General features: G+C 69.7%; 15 protein-coding genes. 4 read left to right on the top strand and 11 right to left on the bottom strand.

The window, feature by feature from the left end; genetic code table 11:
- Positions 1-294: 294 nt before the first annotated feature.
- A complete protein-coding gene (locus tag LPA45_RS16755) occupies positions 295-1,662 on the top strand; it encodes an NYN domain-containing protein (RefSeq protein ID WP_116320125.1) in 1,368 nt (455 codons plus the stop codon).
- A 96-nt stretch (positions 1,663-1,758) separates the two neighbouring features.
- Here LPA45_RS16755 and gspF read toward each other — a convergent pair whose 3' ends face one another.
- From gspF to gspG, 11 genes are all read right to left on the bottom strand, one after another.
- Positions 1,759-2,976 carry a type II secretion system inner membrane protein GspF gene (gene gspF / locus LPA45_RS16750; RefSeq protein ID WP_116319934.1) on the bottom strand — a complete coding sequence of 406 codons (1,218 nt, stop codon included), beginning with the start codon at positions 2,974-2,976 and terminating at the stop codon, positions 1,759-1,761.
- 15 nt (positions 2,977-2,991) lie between these two features.
- On the bottom strand, positions 2,992-4,533 hold the full coding sequence (gspE, locus tag LPA45_RS16745; protein ID WP_116319933.1) for a type II secretion system ATPase GspE: 1,542 nt from the start codon (positions 4,531-4,533) through the stop codon (positions 2,992-2,994).
- An 8-nt stretch (positions 4,534-4,541) separates the two neighbouring features.
- Positions 4,542-6,998 (bottom strand): type II secretion system secretin GspD, encoded by a 2,457-nt coding sequence (gene gspD, locus LPA45_RS16740; protein ID WP_116319932.1) that lies wholly within the window; start codon positions 6,996-6,998, stop codon positions 4,542-4,544.
- 34 nt (positions 6,999-7,032) lie between these two features.
- Positions 7,033-7,872: a type II secretion system protein N gene (gene gspN / locus LPA45_RS16735; RefSeq protein ID WP_367394643.1), complete on the bottom strand. Its 840-nt coding sequence runs from the start codon at positions 7,870-7,872 to the stop codon at positions 7,033-7,035.
- Positions 7,872-8,480, bottom strand: a complete 609-nt coding sequence (locus LPA45_RS16730; RefSeq protein WP_116319930.1) for a type II secretion system protein M — start codon at positions 8,478-8,480, stop codon at positions 7,872-7,874. The genes gspN and LPA45_RS16730 overlap by 1 nt, the downstream gene beginning before the upstream one ends.
- Positions 8,481-8,499: 19 nt before the next feature.
- A complete protein-coding gene (gene gspL / locus LPA45_RS16725; protein WP_116319929.1) occupies positions 8,500-9,981 on the bottom strand; it encodes a type II secretion system protein GspL in 1,482 nt (493 codons plus the stop codon).
- Between the two features lie 330 nt (positions 9,982-10,311).
- Positions 10,312-11,340 (bottom strand): type II secretion system minor pseudopilin GspK, encoded by a 1,029-nt coding sequence (gene gspK, locus LPA45_RS16720; RefSeq protein WP_367394642.1) that lies wholly within the window; start codon positions 11,338-11,340, stop codon positions 10,312-10,314.
- Positions 11,337-12,044, bottom strand: coding sequence for a type II secretion system protein J (locus LPA45_RS16715; protein WP_367394641.1), 708 nt, complete (start codon positions 12,042-12,044; stop codon positions 11,337-11,339). Before LPA45_RS16715 ends, gspK begins: the two co-directional genes overlap by 4 nt.
- A complete protein-coding gene (gene gspI / locus LPA45_RS16710; protein ID WP_116319926.1) occupies positions 12,022-12,429 on the bottom strand; it encodes a type II secretion system minor pseudopilin GspI in 408 nt (135 codons plus the stop codon). The genes LPA45_RS16715 and gspI overlap by 23 nt, the downstream gene beginning before the upstream one ends.
- The gene (locus LPA45_RS16705) at positions 12,426-12,923 is read right to left on the bottom strand and encodes a prepilin-type N-terminal cleavage/methylation domain-containing protein (protein WP_116319925.1); all 498 of its coding nucleotides are present in this window, start codon (positions 12,921-12,923) and stop codon (positions 12,426-12,428) included. Before LPA45_RS16705 ends, gspI begins: the two co-directional genes overlap by 4 nt.
- 31 nt (positions 12,924-12,954) lie before the next feature.
- Complete coding sequence (gspG, locus tag LPA45_RS16700) at positions 12,955-13,428, bottom strand: type II secretion system major pseudopilin GspG (protein ID WP_116319924.1); 474 nt, start codon at positions 13,426-13,428, stop codon at positions 12,955-12,957.
- A 206-nt stretch (positions 13,429-13,634) separates the two neighbouring features.
- Between gspG and LPA45_RS16695 the strand changes: the two genes are divergently transcribed.
- The 3 genes from LPA45_RS16695 (at position 13,635) to LPA45_RS16685 (ending at position 16,207) form a co-directional block, all read left to right on the top strand.
- The gene (locus LPA45_RS16695; RefSeq protein WP_116319923.1) at positions 13,635-14,087 is read left to right on the top strand and encodes an Rrf2 family transcriptional regulator; all 453 of its coding nucleotides are present in this window, start codon (positions 13,635-13,637) and stop codon (positions 14,085-14,087) included.
- 95 nt (positions 14,088-14,182) lie between these two features.
- The gene (locus tag LPA45_RS16690; RefSeq protein WP_116319922.1) at positions 14,183-15,403 is read left to right on the top strand and encodes a globin domain-containing protein; all 1,221 of its coding nucleotides are present in this window, start codon (positions 14,183-14,185) and stop codon (positions 15,401-15,403) included.
- Positions 15,404-15,496: 93 nt separating this feature from the next.
- Positions 15,497-16,207, top strand: coding sequence for a type II secretion system protein N (locus LPA45_RS16685; protein WP_116319921.1), 711 nt, complete (start codon positions 15,497-15,499; stop codon positions 16,205-16,207).
- The last annotated feature ends 31 nt before the right edge of the window (positions 16,208-16,238 follow it).

Below are 16,238 nucleotides of genomic sequence, written 5' to 3'. Positions count from 1 at the left end.
AGTTGTGGGCAATCGCCTCGCGGCCTCTTGTGGAGGCGTTGGGCGGCTGTGTCTCTGCGCGGGATGGTAGCACCGCCGTGCGGTCGGCGGTACCTTGCAGCGCAGCACGAAACGTGCCCGTGGCAACCGTGTTTTCCCGTACGGATGGGGGTTCGCGTGTACACTGCGTTGCATCGAGAACGCCGGCGATGCCGCTCCGCGGTCTTCGATGCACCACATCTGCCGCGCCAGCCTGGTGCAACCTGATTTCCGATTGCCCGTCTCATGCACGGGCAAACCAGCGAATACCCGAACATGACCAATTCCCCCCGCCAGGGCACCGCGACCCTGGCCGTGCTGATCGACGCCGACAACGCGGCGCCCGCCATCGTCGAAGGCCTGCTGGCCGAAGTTGCCAAGTACGGCGTCGCGGCAGTCAAGCGCATCTACGGCGACTGGACCCGGCCCAACCTGGCCGGCTGGAAGGAGCGGCTGCTGTCGCATTCAATCCAGCCGATCCAGCAGTTCCGCTACACCGTCGGCAAGAACGCCACCGACAGCGCCATGATCATCGACGCCATGGACCTGCTGTACACCGGGCGCTTCGACGGTTTCTGCATCGTTTCCAGCGACAGCGACTTCACCCGGCTAGCCTCGCGCATCCGCGAGCAGGGTCTGACCGTGTACGGCTTCGGCGAGCGCAAGACGCCCAAGCCGTTCGTCACCGCCTGCGACAAGTTCATCTACTCGGACGTGCTGCGCGCCGATGCAGATACCGAAGGCGCCGAAGGGGTCGATGGGGCCGCCGCGCCCACGCGCAAGCGCAGCACCGGCGAACTGCGCCAGGATTCTCGCCTGGTGCGCCTGCTGCAGAATGCGGCGCAGGCGGTGTCTGATGAAGACGGCTGGCTGACGCTGGGCAGCATGGGCAACCACATTGCCAAGCAGGCGCCGGAATTCGACTCGCGCAACTATGGCTACGGCAAGCTATCGGAACTGGTGGCGGCCACTGGCCTGTTCGAGGTCGAGACGCGTAACGGCGGCAACAACAAGACCATCTGGATCCGGCTGAAGAAGCGCGGCAAGGGCGGTGGCGAGGGCGATGGCCGCGGCCAGCAGCAGGCCCAGCAGCAGGCCCAGCAGCAGGCCCAGCAGCAGGCCCAGCAGCAACAACCGCAGCAGCGCCAGGTTCAGCAGGCTGTGCAGCAGGAGCCGCGCCGGCAACCACAGCCGGCACCTGTGCCGGCAGAACCGCCCGCTCCGGTCATTGTGCAGCCGGTAGTGGCACCGGTAGTGCCACCGGTAGTGGCACCGGAGCCGGAGCCAGTCCGCGAACCCGAGCCCGAAATGCCATTCGTTGCCGCCGACGTGGTGGAGCCGGAACCGGCCGCGGCATCGGTGCCAGAAGAAGCGCCGCAACCCGAGCCTGCCACCAAGGGCCGCACGGCACGCAAGCGCGCGGCGCGTCGTCCTGATGTGACGTTGAGCGAGACACCTTGGCCGATCGATCAATCGGTGTTCTCGGCACCAGGGACGACGGTGTTGTCGGCGACGGTGGCGACGGCGGCGGAGCCCGAGGCGCCGGCTCAGCAGGAAGTGGTTGTCGAAGCAGCGCCTGCGCCGGCGCCGGCGCGTAAGCCCCGCAAGCGGCCTGGCAAGAAGGCCGAACCGGCCACTGAATAACGCACCGCGCCGGTAGGCTCCGCTCTCCCGCATGCGGGAGAACGGAGCCTACGCGAGCGGCGTCAGGCAATGCAGGCGCCACTGCCGTATCACCGCCTACCGCACCAGCTGATTGATCTCGATAATCGGCATCAACACCGCCAGCACGATCAGCAGTACCACCACCCCCATCGTCAGGATCAGCAGCGGCTCCAGCAAGCTGGTCAGAAACAGCGTGCGCCTTTCCAGTTCCTGTGCCTCGCCCTGCGCGGCGCGGTCGAGCATCACCGGCAGGTTGCCGGTTGCCTCGCCAGATCGGATCAGATGCACCAGCACCGGCGGAAACTGGTTCTGCGCCGCCAGCGCGCGCGCCAGCGAAGCCCCTTCGCGTACGCGCATGTTGGCGTCTTCCACGTTGGCGCGCAGCGCGTCGTTAGTCAGCGTCTCGCCGGCCGCCTGCAGGCTGCGCAGGATCGGCACGCCGGCAGACACCAGGATCGCCAGCGTGCCGGCAAAGCGTGCGGTGTTATAGCCACGAATCAGCTTGCCCAACAGCGGGGCGGTCAGCAGCCAGCGGTGCCATTCCAGCCGCACCGCGGGTTGCTTGAGCAAGCTGCGGATCACTAGTGCAACCACGGCGATGAACGCCAGCGCGGCCCACCACCAGTTACGCACGAAGTCCGACAGCCACAGCATGACGATGGTCAGCGTCGGCAGCTTCTGCTTGGTATTGGCGAACACGCTCACCACCTGCGGCACCACGTATGACAGCAGGAAGATCACGATCGCGAATGCCACCACCGTGACGATCGCCGGATAGGTGAACGCAAGCCGGATCTTCGACGTCAGCGTATTGCGCGACTCGATATAGCCCGCCAGCCGCTCCAGCACCAGCCCGAGATGGCCCGAATGCTCGCCGGCCGAAACCAGCGCGCGGTAGATATCCGGAAAGTCGCGCGGATTCTGCGCCAGCGCCACCGACAGCGAGCTGCCGCCCATCACCTCGGCGCGGATGCCGGCCAGCAGTTCATGCACATACGGTCGTTCGGCCTGGTCGGCCAGCGCGCCCAGCGCTTCGTCCAGCGGCAGGCCGGCCACGATCAGGCTCGCAAGCTGGCGCGTGAAGAGCGCCTGCTCCTGCGTCGACAGCTTGCGCGCGAACAGCTGGCTGCCGCTGCGCGGCGCCAGGCCGGCACCGGCCAGCGCATCGACGGTCAGCGGCGTCAGCCCGCGCGCGCGCAGTTGCGAGCGTGCCTGGCGCGGGCTGTCGGCCTCGATGACGCCGCGGTCGGTCTTGCCGGCGGCGTCGGCGGCTTCATAGCGGAAGGCTGGCATCCGTTGGGCTCCGCCTTAGTCGCGCGTCACGCGCAACACTTCCTCAAGCGAGGTCGCGCCGCTGTCGATCCAGCGCTGCGCGTCGCCGCGCATGGTGTGCATGCCATGCGCCAGCGCCACCTGCTTGATCTCCGATTCCGGCGCCTGCCGGTGGATCATGGTGCGGATCTCGTCGCCGACGGTCAGAAGCTCGTACACGCCCATGCGGCCCTGGTAGCCCGACTGTCCGCACTTGTCGCAGCCGACCGGATGCCACACGTGCTGCAGCGGCTTGCCCTGCGCCTGCAGCGCTTCGGCATCGACCGCAGCCATTCCCTCGGGCAGCTCGATCACTTCCTCGCGCTTGCAGTGCGGGCACAGCCGCCGTACCAGCCGCTGCGCCAGCACGCCCAGCAGCGACGACGACAGCAGGAACGGCTCGATCCCCATGTCGACCAGCCGCGTCACCGCCGAGGCCGAGTCGTTGGTGTGCAGCGTCGCCAGCACCAGGTGGCCGGTCAGCGAGGCCTGCACCGCGATCTGTGCGGTTTCCAGGTCACGGATTTCGCCGATCATCACCACGTCCGGGTCCTGGCGCAGGATTGCACGCAGGGCCTTGCCGAAGGTCATGTCGATGCGCGGGTTGACCTGGGTCTGGCCAATGCCGTCGAGGTCGTATTCGATCGGGTCTTCCACCGTCATGATGTTGGTGGTGCGCGCGTCCAGCCGCGACAGTGCCGCATACAGCGTCGTGGTCTTGCCCGAGCCGGTCGGCCCCGTCACCAGCACGATGCCGTGAGGCTGGCGGATCAGGTGGTCGAAGCCGCGCAGGGTGTCGGGCGCCATGCCGAGCCTGGCCAGGTCGAGCCGGCCCGCTTCCTTGTCCAGCAGGCGCAGCACCGCGCGTTCGCCGTGGCCGGTCGGCAGCGTCGACACGCGCACATCCACCGGCCGGCCGCCCACGCGCAGCGTGATGCGGCCGTCCTGCGGCAGGCGCTTCTCGGCGATGTCGAGCTGCGCCATGATCTTGATGCGCGAGATCAGCGCGCCATGCAATGCCTTCTTGGGCCGCACCACGTCGCGCAGCGTGCCGTCGACGCGGAAGCGCACCACCGACGACGACTCGAACGGCTCGATGTGGATGTCCGATGCGCCTTCGCGCGCCGCCTGCGTCAGCAGCGCGTTGATCATGCGGATGATCGGCGCGTCGTCCTCGGATTCGAGCAGGTCTTCCACCGCCGGGATGTCCTGCATCAGGCGCGACAGGTCGACCTCGCCCTCGACTTCGCCGACCACCTGCGCGGCGCTGCCGTCCTGGCGGTTATAGGCGTCGGACATGGCGAGCTCGAGCGCCTCGGGCTCCAGCACGCGCAGCCGCAGCGCGCCGTGCACCCGGGCGATTTCCGCCAGTGCGGTTGGCGAGGTGGCGCGGCTGACCCATACCTCCAGGCCGTCCGGGCGCTGGTGCGCGATCAGCAGCGGCGCTTCGCGCGCAAAGCCGTACGAAACCAGCCGCGCCGCCATCGGCGAGGGCGGTTCGAGGGTATCGAGGGGAGGGGTCTGGACTTCGCTCGCCATGGCAGGCCTCAGTTCTGGACAGCGCCCGGCGTGACGGCTTCGCCGCGCTGGCTCAACGGCTGCTGCACGGCCGCGGGCGGCGGCACCGGTTGCGGCTGTGCCGGCAAGCCGGGCTGCTGCGGGTTCTGCGGATTCTGCGGCAGCGTTTGCGGCAGCGGCAGCGGCGTTGCTACCGGGCCGTTCGCGCGCGGATCGACGAACGGCGTGCTCGGCGCGTCGGCCGGCGGCAGCAGCGGCGTGTTGGTGTCGCGCACCATGATGTTAGGCGATACAAAGCCCTGCTGCTGCGCGCGCATATAGTCGTAGCGGTCCGCGGTCAGGCGGTCGGCGGCGCCTGCCGTGCGCATCACATACGGGCGCAGGAACACCAGCAGGTTGGTTTTGGAGCGGTTCTTGTTCTCGTAGCGGAACAGGCCGCCGATCAGCGGGATGTCGCCCAGCAGCGGCACTTTCTGCACGCCGTCGCCATACGAGTCCTCGATCAGGCCGCCGAGCACGATGATCTGGCCATCGTCGACCAGCACATTGGTCTCGATCGAGCGCACATTGGTGGTCGGGCCCTGCACCTGCGTCAGCGTGCCAGCCACCACCGACGACGACTCCTGGAAGATCTGCATCTTGACCAGCCCGCCATCGGTGATCTGCGGCTTCACGCGCAGCGTGATGCCGACGTCCTTGCGGTCGAAGGTCTGGAACGGCGTCACCGAGGCCGCGCCGCCGGTCTGCGCATACGAGCCGGTGGTGATCGGGATGTTCTGGCCGATCAGGATCTTGGCTTCCTCGTTCTCCAGCGTGATCAGGTTCGGCGTGGACAGCAGGTTGACGCTGCCGTTGCTGCCCAGCGCGCGCAGCAGCGCGCCCAGTCCCATCGCCTTGTTGACGATGCCAAGGTTCAGGCCGCCCACGTCCTGCACCAGCCCCTGCGCCGCGGCGATACCGGCGGTGCGGTTGGTGTCGAACAGCGCACCGGCCAGCGTCAGGTTCAGGATGTTCTGCCCGCCGGAGCCGAAGTTGGTGCCGGCAAAGACGTTGTTGTTGCCGCTCGAGGAACTGATGAGGCCCTGCCACTGGATGCCGAGTTCGCTCGCCTGCGTGGCGGTGACCTCTACGATCATCGATTCGATATAGACCTGCGCCCGGCGCGCGTCGAGGTCTTCGATCACGCCGCGCAGGTTGCGGTAGACCGGCTCGCTGGCGGTGATGATGAGCGAGTTGGTCGACGGATCGGCCTGGATGATGCCGCCGGTGGTCGGCTGCGTGCTGGTGCCGAACGACGCGGCAAAGGCCGAGTTGCCATAGGCACCGCCGCCGGTGCCGCTGGTGCCGCTGCGCATGCCGGTCTGGGTGCCGGTGGTGCCGCCGGTGAACTGGCCGCCGGCCGGCGTGGCGACACTGGTCATGCCACCCGCGCCGCCGATGCCGCCCACGCCGCCTGCACCGCCGGTGCCGGGCTGGGTCGAGGAGGCAAAGCTGCTGTCGGCGGCAACGATGGCGCGCAGCGTGGCGGCCAGCTTGACCGCATCGGCATTCTTCAGTGGCACCACCCAGATATTGCCGGGGCGGGCGTAGGGCTGGTCGAGCTTCTCGATCAGCTGGCGTGCCTGCTGCAGCCGGGCGCGGCTGGAGGCGCGGATCATCAGCGCATTGCTGCGCGGCTCGGCTACCACCGAAGTGCGCAGGCTGGCGTCGGCGCCGGGCGCGGCACCGCCGCCGGCAGCGCCCGCCGCCGCGGGGTCCAGCAGCTTCTGCAATACCAGCGCGGTGTCGCTGGCCAGTGCATGGCGCAGCGGCACCAGTTCGACCTCGCCGGTGGCCGGCGCGTCGATGGCGGCGATGATGCGCGCCAGCCGGCGCAGGTTGTCAGCGTAGTCGGTAATGACCAGCGTGTTGTTGGCCGGGTAGGCGGTGATGGTGTTGTTGGGCGCGATCATCGGCCGCAGCACTGGCACCAGGTTGTTGGCCGACTCGTAGTTGAGCCGGAACACCTGTGTCACCACCTGGTCGCCGCGGCTCGGCGCCGCGCCGATCACCGTGGGCGAGCCCTGCAGCTTGGCGTCGGCCTCGGGTACGACCTTGGTGAAGCCGTTGCTTTCCACCATCGCGTAGCCCTGCATGCGCAGCACCGAGCCCAGCGTCTGCAGCGCCTGCGCGCGCGACACCGGCTGCTCCGTGACCAGGTTCACCGTGCCCTTCACGCGCGGGTCGATCACGAAGTTCTTGCCGGTGGCCTGCCCGACCGCCTTGATCACCGAGTCCAGGTCGGCATTGACGAAGTTGAGGACCACCTGGTCGCGGCTGGCCGGCGTGACGTCCGGCGGGGCCGGCGGCGTGCCCGTGGCGCGTGCGCCCGGCGCGCCAGGCTGGGCCCACAGCGGCGCGGGCGCCAGCAGCGAGAGCCCGCACAGCAGGGCCACGGCGCGGGCGCAGGCGGTCTGGAAAACAGGTCGGGTGGCATGGTTTGTCATAGTCATTTCCGTACGCTCCTGGCGCTGCCTGGCATCAGAAGCGCAGCCTTGTCACGTTGTTGTCTCGTCGTCCCAGCAGGCTCAGCAAGCTGGTCAGTTGCGTTTCCGCATCGGGCTCGGCATGCGCGGTGCCCTCGAAGCGCGCCTGCCGGCCTAGTGTGCCGCTGCCCTCCACGTGCAGCGGCCCGGCGATAGTACTCAGTTGCAGCTTGCCGCTGCCGGCGCCGCTCCAGTCGATCTCGGCGCGGTAGCTGCCGAGCGGGCGCAGCCGGCTAACCGCGGACGACACCTGCTCGATGCGCAGCGTGACATGGCCGCGCATCATGCCGTTGCGGTTGCCATTGCCGTTGCCATCCGGGACGCCAAAGCGGCCCTGCAGCGTCGACCAGTCCGCGCGCATCAGGCCATCCAGGCGCAGCGTATTGAACGGCGCGCCGATGCCTTCCAGCAGCGATGCCGGCAGCCGCATCGCCCCGGACTGCACGGTCCAGCCGCCCGGCGTCGCGGTGATCGCCACAGGCGCAGCCATGGCTTCTGTGTGCGTTACCACCGCGCGCGCGGTGCCGGCCAGCAGTGGCCAGAAGGCCAGCGTCCATTGCAGCCGCCCCGGCAGCACCGTGGCGGTCTGGCTGCCGGCGCCGGCCGACAGCGCCAGCGTGGCGCTGCCGTGCCACATCGAGCCGCTGGCATCGGCCAGCAGCACCCGTCCCTGCGTCTGCGTGGCCACGCGCTCGGCGATCCACGCCGCCGGCAGCATCGCCACCACCGTCACCGCGGCGGTCGCCACTGCCAGCGCGAGCCAGCGCAGGCGCCGCCACGCACCCGGCTGGCGCAGCTTGCGGCGCGGCAGCCTTAGCGTTTCCAACCGTACCATCAGCTGCGGCCGCCCGGACCCTGCAGGGTCGCGCTGACATTGACCAGCGCCGTGGCGCCGACATAGACGATGCGGGCATCGATCACTTTCATGCGCTGCTGCTGGCGCACGTCCTGCAGCCAGCTGCTGAACGCGCCGAAGGGCACCTTGTCGAGCTGCACCTGGACATTGTTGTCGGCACCGGCGGCCAGCCGGGTCGCCTTCAGGCCATGCTGGCCCAGGCTGTCCTGCAGTGCCTGCGTCAGCGCGTCGCCGCGCAGCGCCGGTGCCGGCGTGGCCTTGAGGCCGCGCGCTTCCTGCGCCAGCGTTTCCATTTCGGCCAGGTCGGCGCGCATCTGCGGCAGGCTGCGCGCCAGGCGCTGGCGGCCTTCAGCGGCCGGCTCCCACAGCAGCGTGTAGCCGATCACCAGCGCCAGCACCGCGGCGCCGCCGGCCAGGATGGCCTGTTCGCGCGGGTTGCGTGCCGACCAGAAGGCGTTGAAGCGTTCCCGCCACGCCTGCGGCACGCTCGGGCGCAGCCGCGCCACGCGTGCGCGCAGCGCGGTGGGGCCAGCGGAGCGGACCGGGCGTGGCGTCTGGTTTCGGGCGGAGTCTTTCATGGCATCCATGCGTATCGTGCTGCCGCGCTCACAGGCCCGGCCTGACGGTCCAGCGCGAGCCCGGCGTCACCGGCGTGGCGCCACCCAACGCGCCGCCCGCCGCACTGCCGGGTGCGCTACCGGCCGCGCCACCGGTCTTGTCCTCTTCCATCTGCAGGCCGGCCTGGCGCGCGGCAGTACGGAGGCTGGCAATGTCCGTGCCCGGTTTGAGTGTCACCACCAGCATGCGGCCGCGGTACTCCAGCGCCTGCAGCGCATCGGGGGGCAGGCGGCGCGCGGCCTGGGCAAAGCGGTCTGCCAGCGGCAGGAAGTCTTCCGGCGTGCTGCGGCCGCTGGCGATGCGCAGTTGCTCGACCTGCCGGCGCATTTGCAACGGTGCGTCCAGGATGGTCGGGATCTGCGGGAAGGCGCTGCGCAGGGTCTGCTGCTGCGCGGCTTCCACGCGCTGCTGTTCGTTCCGCAGCAGCAGCCAGTGGATGTTCATGCCCAGCACCTGCACCAGCACGAGGCCGGCCAGCAGCGCCAGCGGCACGCGCCATGCCGCCAGGTTCCAGCGGTCGGCGCGGCCTTGCGCAAACTCGAACTGCGCCAGGTCCAGTGCCGGCTCGCGCAGGCATTCCTGCGCGCCCTCGATCCACAGCGGCCAGCCGGCGGGTGCGGCGCCATGCAATGCGGGTACCGGCGCCGCGGCGGCAGCATCGGCGTCGGCGTACCAGATGCCGTCGGGCGCCAGCGCCTGCCAGGCTCCAAGGGCGTCGTCCCCCAGCAGCAAGCCGTAACCGGCGTGTGCGCCGGTGCGCACGGTCAGCTGCCACTGGCGCGCCAGCGCAGGGGCTGGCTCGGTGGCGCCGACGGTCGCACTACCGAGCAGTCCGCCGCCGGCAGCCAGGGCGCTGGCGTCAGCCTCGACCACCAGCGTGGCCGGCTCGTCCTGTGCGGCTTCCTCCGCCGGGCGCAGCGTCGGTTCGGTACCCGGCGCTTGAGCAGGCGCCTCGGCTGCCGCTGCCAACGGCACGCACAGCTGCGCCGCCAGCACATGCCGGCGGCGATGGCGGTGTTCGGCAAACGCTTCGAGCACGGCCCGCAGCCAGGCGCGGTCGGCCACCATCAGCAGCCGCCGGCGCGGGCCGCGAATTGCGGCGCTGCCGTCGAGCGCGGGGCCGACGCCGATATGGCAGGGCTGTGCGTCGGTGGCGAGCGCGTCTTCGATCAGGTTGGGCAGCGCCTGTTTCAAACGTGCCGGCGGCAGCGGAGGCACGCTGGCAGTGGTAAGCAGTACGTCGCTGGCCGCCAGGATCAGCACCAGGCGCTCGGCAGGGGGCAGGTCGGCGATGCGGGCGTGGCCTTCGCGCAACACTTCAGGCGCCGTGCGGCCGGGCACGCGCCGTGCGGCGTCGGTGGCGGCAGTGGCGCCGGTGCGTACCAACGCGAACGGCAGGGCACCGAATTGCCAGGGTTGCGGCTGGTCGTGCGGCCGGTGCGGCAGGCGGACGTACAGGGTGGTGCTCAAGATTTCCTTAGCTTGGCGTCAGTGGCGGGACATGGGAGAACCCGGGAAGGCGCATTGCCGCGTGGATTGCGCCTTGGCCAGCCTTTTGGTTGCCCCGCAGCCGGCATGCCGCGGCGCCGCGGGCTTGCCGCTGCGCGCGGAGACGCGGGCGGGTCAGCAGGCAGCGGTGCACGGCCGCGCTTGGCGGCGGGCGGCGTGGCGCCTCGCTCGCGCCAGCGTCGCAGCATACCTTGCCTGTGTGACTAAACCGCGTCAATACCATTCTCCCCGGTTGCCAACGCCTGCACATCGCGCCGCCTATGCATGCTTCGTGCGTCTTGTATCAGACATTCAGCGCAGGTCCGGCAACCGGTCGGCGTCCTGTATCCAGATTACGCGCGTCGTATTGGTGGCGCCCAGCGGCTCGCCGCGGAAGATCAGGGACACCTGCAGCCGGCTGGCGCGTTCGTGGCGAACCAGTCCGTAGACCAGGAAATAGTGCGAGCGCACGTCGATCATGTTGGCCAGGCTGGCGCTGTCGGCCTGGGGCGCGACGGCGGCCAGCTGGGTCTGCACGTTGCCGATGTTGTTGAAATAGGCGCGGTCGCGCTGGCGCACCAGTTCGCGGGCGCGCTCCAGCGGCAGCTTGTCGATCACGGCGGCCAGCACCTCGGCCTCGGCGGTGTTGGCGTTGACCAGGGTGCGCTCCGGCAGCACGGTGACGAACGGTTCCAGCACGGCGACCATTTCCGGCGTATAGCCGGGCAGGGACAGCAACCCCTGCACGCTGTCGAGCGGGCGTGGCGCCGCGCGGCCGTCGCCGCTGCCGCCTTGCGCTGCCTGCAGCATGACGCGCGCCGTGGACTCGGCCAGCTGCGGGTTCAGGCCCACGGTCTGCAGCAGGCGGCGGTAGGCGGCCTGGGCCTCGGGATCGACCGAAGCGGCGCGTCCCTGGCCGGCGGTAGCGGTCCAGATCACCAGGTTGGCAAGGTTGAAGCGGGCCTGCGCATCGAGGATGCGGCCCGACAAAAACGAGGTTTCGCCCGCCACGTCGGTGCGCAGCGACGTGCCGAGGAAGTCCGACAGCCGGGTTTCGGCGATCGGCACCGCCCAGGGCTCGCCGAGCTGGTCGACGTTGGTGCGGCGCTGGTCGTCGCGCAGGATCAGCCGCGCCCAGTCCACCGCGGCGCGCTCGATCCAGGTCGCCTGCGCCAGCAGCCGCTGGTTCTCGATGGCGCGGATCTGCACCTGCTGGCGCCACAGCATGCCGGACACCACCACCACGGCCAGCGTCACGATCAGCAGCGCCGTGACCACGGCGGCGCCTCGGGCGCGGCGCCGCGCGAAAGCCGGGCGGGAACGGACGGGAGCGCGCCTCATAGCCCGGTCATGCAGATCTTCTGGAACTGCCGCGGCGCGTCGCCGTCGCCCATGCGGGCGAACACGGTCAGTTCGACCGCGCGCACCGCGGAATTCGGCTGCGCCGCGCCGACGCCCGAGGCCTCGACCGCGCTGGCGGCGTTGCCGGCGAACAGCACATTGCGGATGCGGCCGGTATCGGCCTGCCAGCCGGCTGGCTCCACCCAGGCGCGCGCGTTCATGCCGGCGATGTCGGTCAGCACGCGCCGCACCTGCGCCGCATTGCTGCCGCCCTGGCGCAGCGCAAGCAGTGCCGACTGCAGCCCGGCCCGATCGGCCACCGGCGGCGCGGCCACCCGCACCAGCGTGTTGCCGTCGATCTGGTACGAGAGTACCTGCCAGGCGGGCGGTTGCCCCTCGTCGCGGCGGTCGCGCACCAGCAGCAGCCGGTTCTGGCCGACCTCGACCGGGCTGCCCTGCAGCAGCGTGGGGTTGGCCAGGTGCTCGCAGTCGGACTGGAACTGGCCGTAGAGAATCTTCAACGCGTCCAGGCGCGCATCGTGGTCGGTCAGGCGCTCGCGGCTGCGCGTCAGGCTGTCGAGGGCGCGCCAGCCGATCACTGCCATCACCGCCAGCAGCGTGATCGCGACCAGCATCTCCAGCAGCGTGAAGCCGCGTGCGTGCCGGCCCGGCCGCCTGCGCTCAGAGAACGTTGCGGGCTTCATTGGGAACGATGGTGACCAGCCACGCCAGCCGCACGGACTTGTCGGTGGCGGACGGGTAGACCGCGATCTCGACGCGGCGGAAGACCGGATTGGGCGTACCCGACACCGACTGCTCGCAATACAGCGGCGTGCCGCCCTGTGGGCACGCGTAACCGCTGACGCCGGGCTCTGGCCAGGTCTTGGACAGCCGCAGCGCGGCCAGGTGGTTCTCGGCGCTCCATTCGGCCAGCATGCGGGTCTGCAGCGCCACGCCGGCATCGACCATCGAGCCCATGGCGCGCATGGCGGCGGTCAGCGCCACCGCCAGGATGGTCAGCGCGACCAGTACCTCGATCAGCGTAAAGCCGGCGCGGCGCCGGCGGCCGTGCAAGGGGGCGCGGGTCATGGCGAGCTGGCGAAGTAACGGCCGCTACCGTCAGCGGTGACGTCAACGCGGATGTCGCCGCGCACCAGCACCAGCCGCTGCGGCGCATCGATCAGCTCGCGCCCGAATACCAGCCGCAGTGGGCCGCCGGTGCCAGTGGGGCGGCCGCCTTCGACCACCACCACCTGGTCCAGCGCCAGGCGCCACCGGCCCGGCGCGAACACGTCGGTGCGCATCGGGATCCAGCCGTTCGGGGTCGACTCCAGGAAACGCCAGCCGCTGGCGTCGCCCTCCCAGGCGAGGGGGCGGGCGCCGAGCTGGGCTTCTTCCTGCGCCAGCTCGAACAGCCGTGCGATGCGCTGGCCGTCATCCAGCACGCGGCCGCGCTCGTTGGGCGAGGCATTGACCGCCACCAGCGAGATCACGATGCCGGCGATCACCATGACCACCAGCAGCTCGAGCAGGGTAAAGCCCCGGCGCCGCAAGGGCGCGCGGCGGCGCGGCGCCGTGGTCATGGTTTAGGGAAGGGGGCGGGGGCGCCGGGACTTATTCCCAGTTGCCGATATCGGCGTCGTTGCCATTGCCGCCGGCCTGGCCGTCGGCGCCGAAGCTGAACACGTCGATCTCGCCGCGCACGCCCGGGTTCAGGTACTGGTACGGATGGCCCCAGGGATCCTTGGGCAGCTTCTCCAGGTAGCCACCGCCCTTCCAGTTGTTCGGCACCGGCTCGGTGGTAGGCTTGCTCACCAGCGCGGCCAGGCCTTGCTCGGTGGTCGGGTAGCGGCTGTTGTCGAGCCGGTACAGCTTGAGCGCCTGCATGATTGACGAGATATCCTGGCGTGCCGCGACGATGCGCGCTTCGTCCGGACGGCTCATGATCTTGGGCACTACCAGCGCCGCCAGCACGCCAAGGATCACGATCACCACCATGATCTCGATCAGGGTGAAGCCGCGCGCGCGGCGGGCGCGTGCGGGCCGGGAACGGACAGGGCTGGCGGAACGGGTAGTGAAAATGCGCATCGTCTGTGAACCTCGTTGCTGGAATGGCTAGGCCCGCGGCCGGGCTGGCGGCGGGCCGGTTTCGCCAGTCAGTATAACCGGCGCCACATGACTGTTTTATGGGGGTGGCGTCGGCGCCGCGGCAATGTGCGATGCAAATCACAGCTCGTGCACCCGCCCGGATTTAACTTGCATCCTGAATGCATATTTTTTAAGATGTCGCCACGATGCAACTGACCCGCTTTTCCGACTATGCACTGCGCCTGCTGATGTACGTCGCCCGTGGCGACGGCAGCCGGCCCATCACCATTGCGGAAGTGGGGCAGCAGTTCGATATCTCGCACAACCACCTGGTCAAGGTGGCGGCGCGGTTGTCGAAGCTGGGCTGGATCACGGCCACGCGCGGCCGCCACGGCGGCCTGCAGCTGGGGCCGGGTGCCGAACAGCTGACCATCGGCACGATCCTGCGCGAGCTGGAAGGCCACAAGGCCATCATCGACTGCGACAACCCGCCCTGCGCGCTGAACGGCAACTGCCGCCTGAAGCGCGCCCTGGACGTGGCCGAGCAGGCGTTCTACCGCGCGCTGGACGATGTCACGCTGGCCGATGTCACGGGCAGCAAGACCGCCGAGTCGATCATCCGGCTGCATCGCGATTTCCTGAACCGGCGTTCGGCCTGAGTGGACTGAGTTCCGCGCAGGCGCCGACGAGCGCCGGTTTTATTGTGCGAAAAAACATGCATATAACATGCATGAATTAAACGGAGTGTTACCTGATGCTGTCCGCCGCTTCCCGCCCCTATATCGATGCGAGCGTCCCGGTGCTGCGCGAGCATGGCCTGGCCATCACCACCCATTTCTACCGCGAGATGTTCGCCGACCGGCCTGAACTCACGCAGATGTTCAATATGGGCAACCAGGCCAACGGCAGCCAGCAGCAATCGCTGGCGTCGGCCGTGTTCGCCTACGCCGCCAATATCGACAATGGCGCGGCGCTGGCGCCGGTGGTCGACCGCATCGTGCACAAGCATGCGGCAGTGGGCCTGACGCCCTCGCACTATCCGATCGTCGGCCGCCACCTGCTGGGCGCGATCAAGGCGGTGCTGGGCGACGCCGCCACGTCGCCGCTGCTGGCCGCCTGGGATGAGGCCTACTGGCTGCTGGCCGGAGAGCTGATCGCCGCCGAGGCGCGGCTGTACCAGCGTACCGGCGTTGCCGCCGGCGACTTGACGGCGGTGCGCGTGATGCGCCGCGAAGCGCAGGGCGAGCAGGTGGTGTCGCTGACGCTGGCGGCTGCCGACGGTGGCCCGCTGCGCGACTTCCGTCCCGGCCAGTACGTCAGCGTCGAGGCGCACCTCGACGACGGCACGCGCCAGTTGCGCCAGTATTCGCTGTCGGGTGAGACCGGCCTGCCGACCTGGCGCATTTCGGTCAAGCGCGAAGACGGCGACCAGTCTACGCCGGCCGGCGCCGTCTCCAACTGGCTGCATGCCAACGCGCAGGAGGGTACCGAGCTGAAGGTGAGCCCGCCATTTGGTGACTTCACCCCGGCGCTCGACGGCCATCGCCCGCTGGTGCTGCTGTCGGGCGGCATCGGCATCACGCCAATGCTGTCGGTGCTGCGCACGCTGGCCGTCCAGGGCTCGCAGCGCCCGATCCTGTTCGCCCACGCGGCCCGCAATGGCCGCTACCATGCGCACCGTGCCGACCTGCAGTGGGCACGCGAGCGGTTGCCGCAACTGGTGACGCATATCAGCTATGAAGCCCCCGAGGCCGCCGACGCCATCGGCCGCGACTACGACCACGCGGGCACCATGCCGATGGCCGAGTTGCTGGCCCAGCCGGCGCTGCAGCGCTTCATCGATGGCCGCTTCTACCTGTGTGGGCCGCTGGGCTTCATGCAGGCGCAGCGGCATGCTGTGGTCAGCGCCGGCGTGCCGGTGGCGCACATCGACCGCGAAGTCTTCGGCCCGGACCTGCTCGACCACCTGCTCTGAGTCCGTCGCCGGACGGGCCGGTGATGGCGACAGTGTCATGTGGCTCTGGTAGGCTTGGCGCGATCGTTCATTTGCGTCAGGGGTACCGTTCCCGTGCAACTCTCCCTCCGGCCTGTCCTTCGCTTCGATACCGCCGCGCCGTGGCTGCCGCGCCTGGCAAGCGTGGTGCTGTTTGTCGCGCTGTGCGCGCTCGCCACGTACTGGGCGCTGACTTTCAGCGCGATGCGCACCCTCCCGGTGCCGCAGAGCGCGCGCGTTGCGCAGACCGAAGCGGTCGAGACCGGCGCCGTGGCGACGCTGTTCGGCGGCTCGGTTCAGGGCGGTCCGCGCGACGTGCAACTGCTTGGCGTGGTGGCTGAGGTCGACGGCGGCGCCGGCGCGGCGATCGTGTCGATGGACGGCGGGCCGCCCAAGGCGGTGCGCTCCGGAGCCGAACTGTCGCAGCAGATCCGGCTGGTGGAGATCCGCCAGCGCTCCGTGGTGATCGAACGCAGCGGCGTGCGGCAGGAAATCGCATTGCCGCTGCAGGCGGGCGCCGCGCGTGCACCAGCCGCAGGTGCGCCGGGTCCCGCGCTGCCTACGCCGCCCGCCGGCGCGGCCGCGCCGATGGCGACGCCGATGCCGCCGCCGGCCGCTCCGATGACCCCGATGGCCGGCCAGCCGGCCCAGCCGATGCTACCGGCTACAAGCCAGCCCCCGCAGCCGCAAGTCCAGTCTCAACCCCAGGCACAGCCGGCTGCCCAGCATCAGCCCATGATGGCGCCGCCGCCCAGCCAGGACGGCATGCTGGTCCCCAAGAACTAAGCTGGCACGGGCGCGAATATTCACGTTCCGT

The organism is Cupriavidus sp. Agwp_2, from assembly GCF_040784895.1.
GTDB lineage: Bacteria > Pseudomonadota > Gammaproteobacteria > Burkholderiales > Burkholderiaceae > Cupriavidus.
Note: the sequence above shows the minus strand (reverse complement) of the source record. Positions and strands in the feature narration are given on the sequence as shown.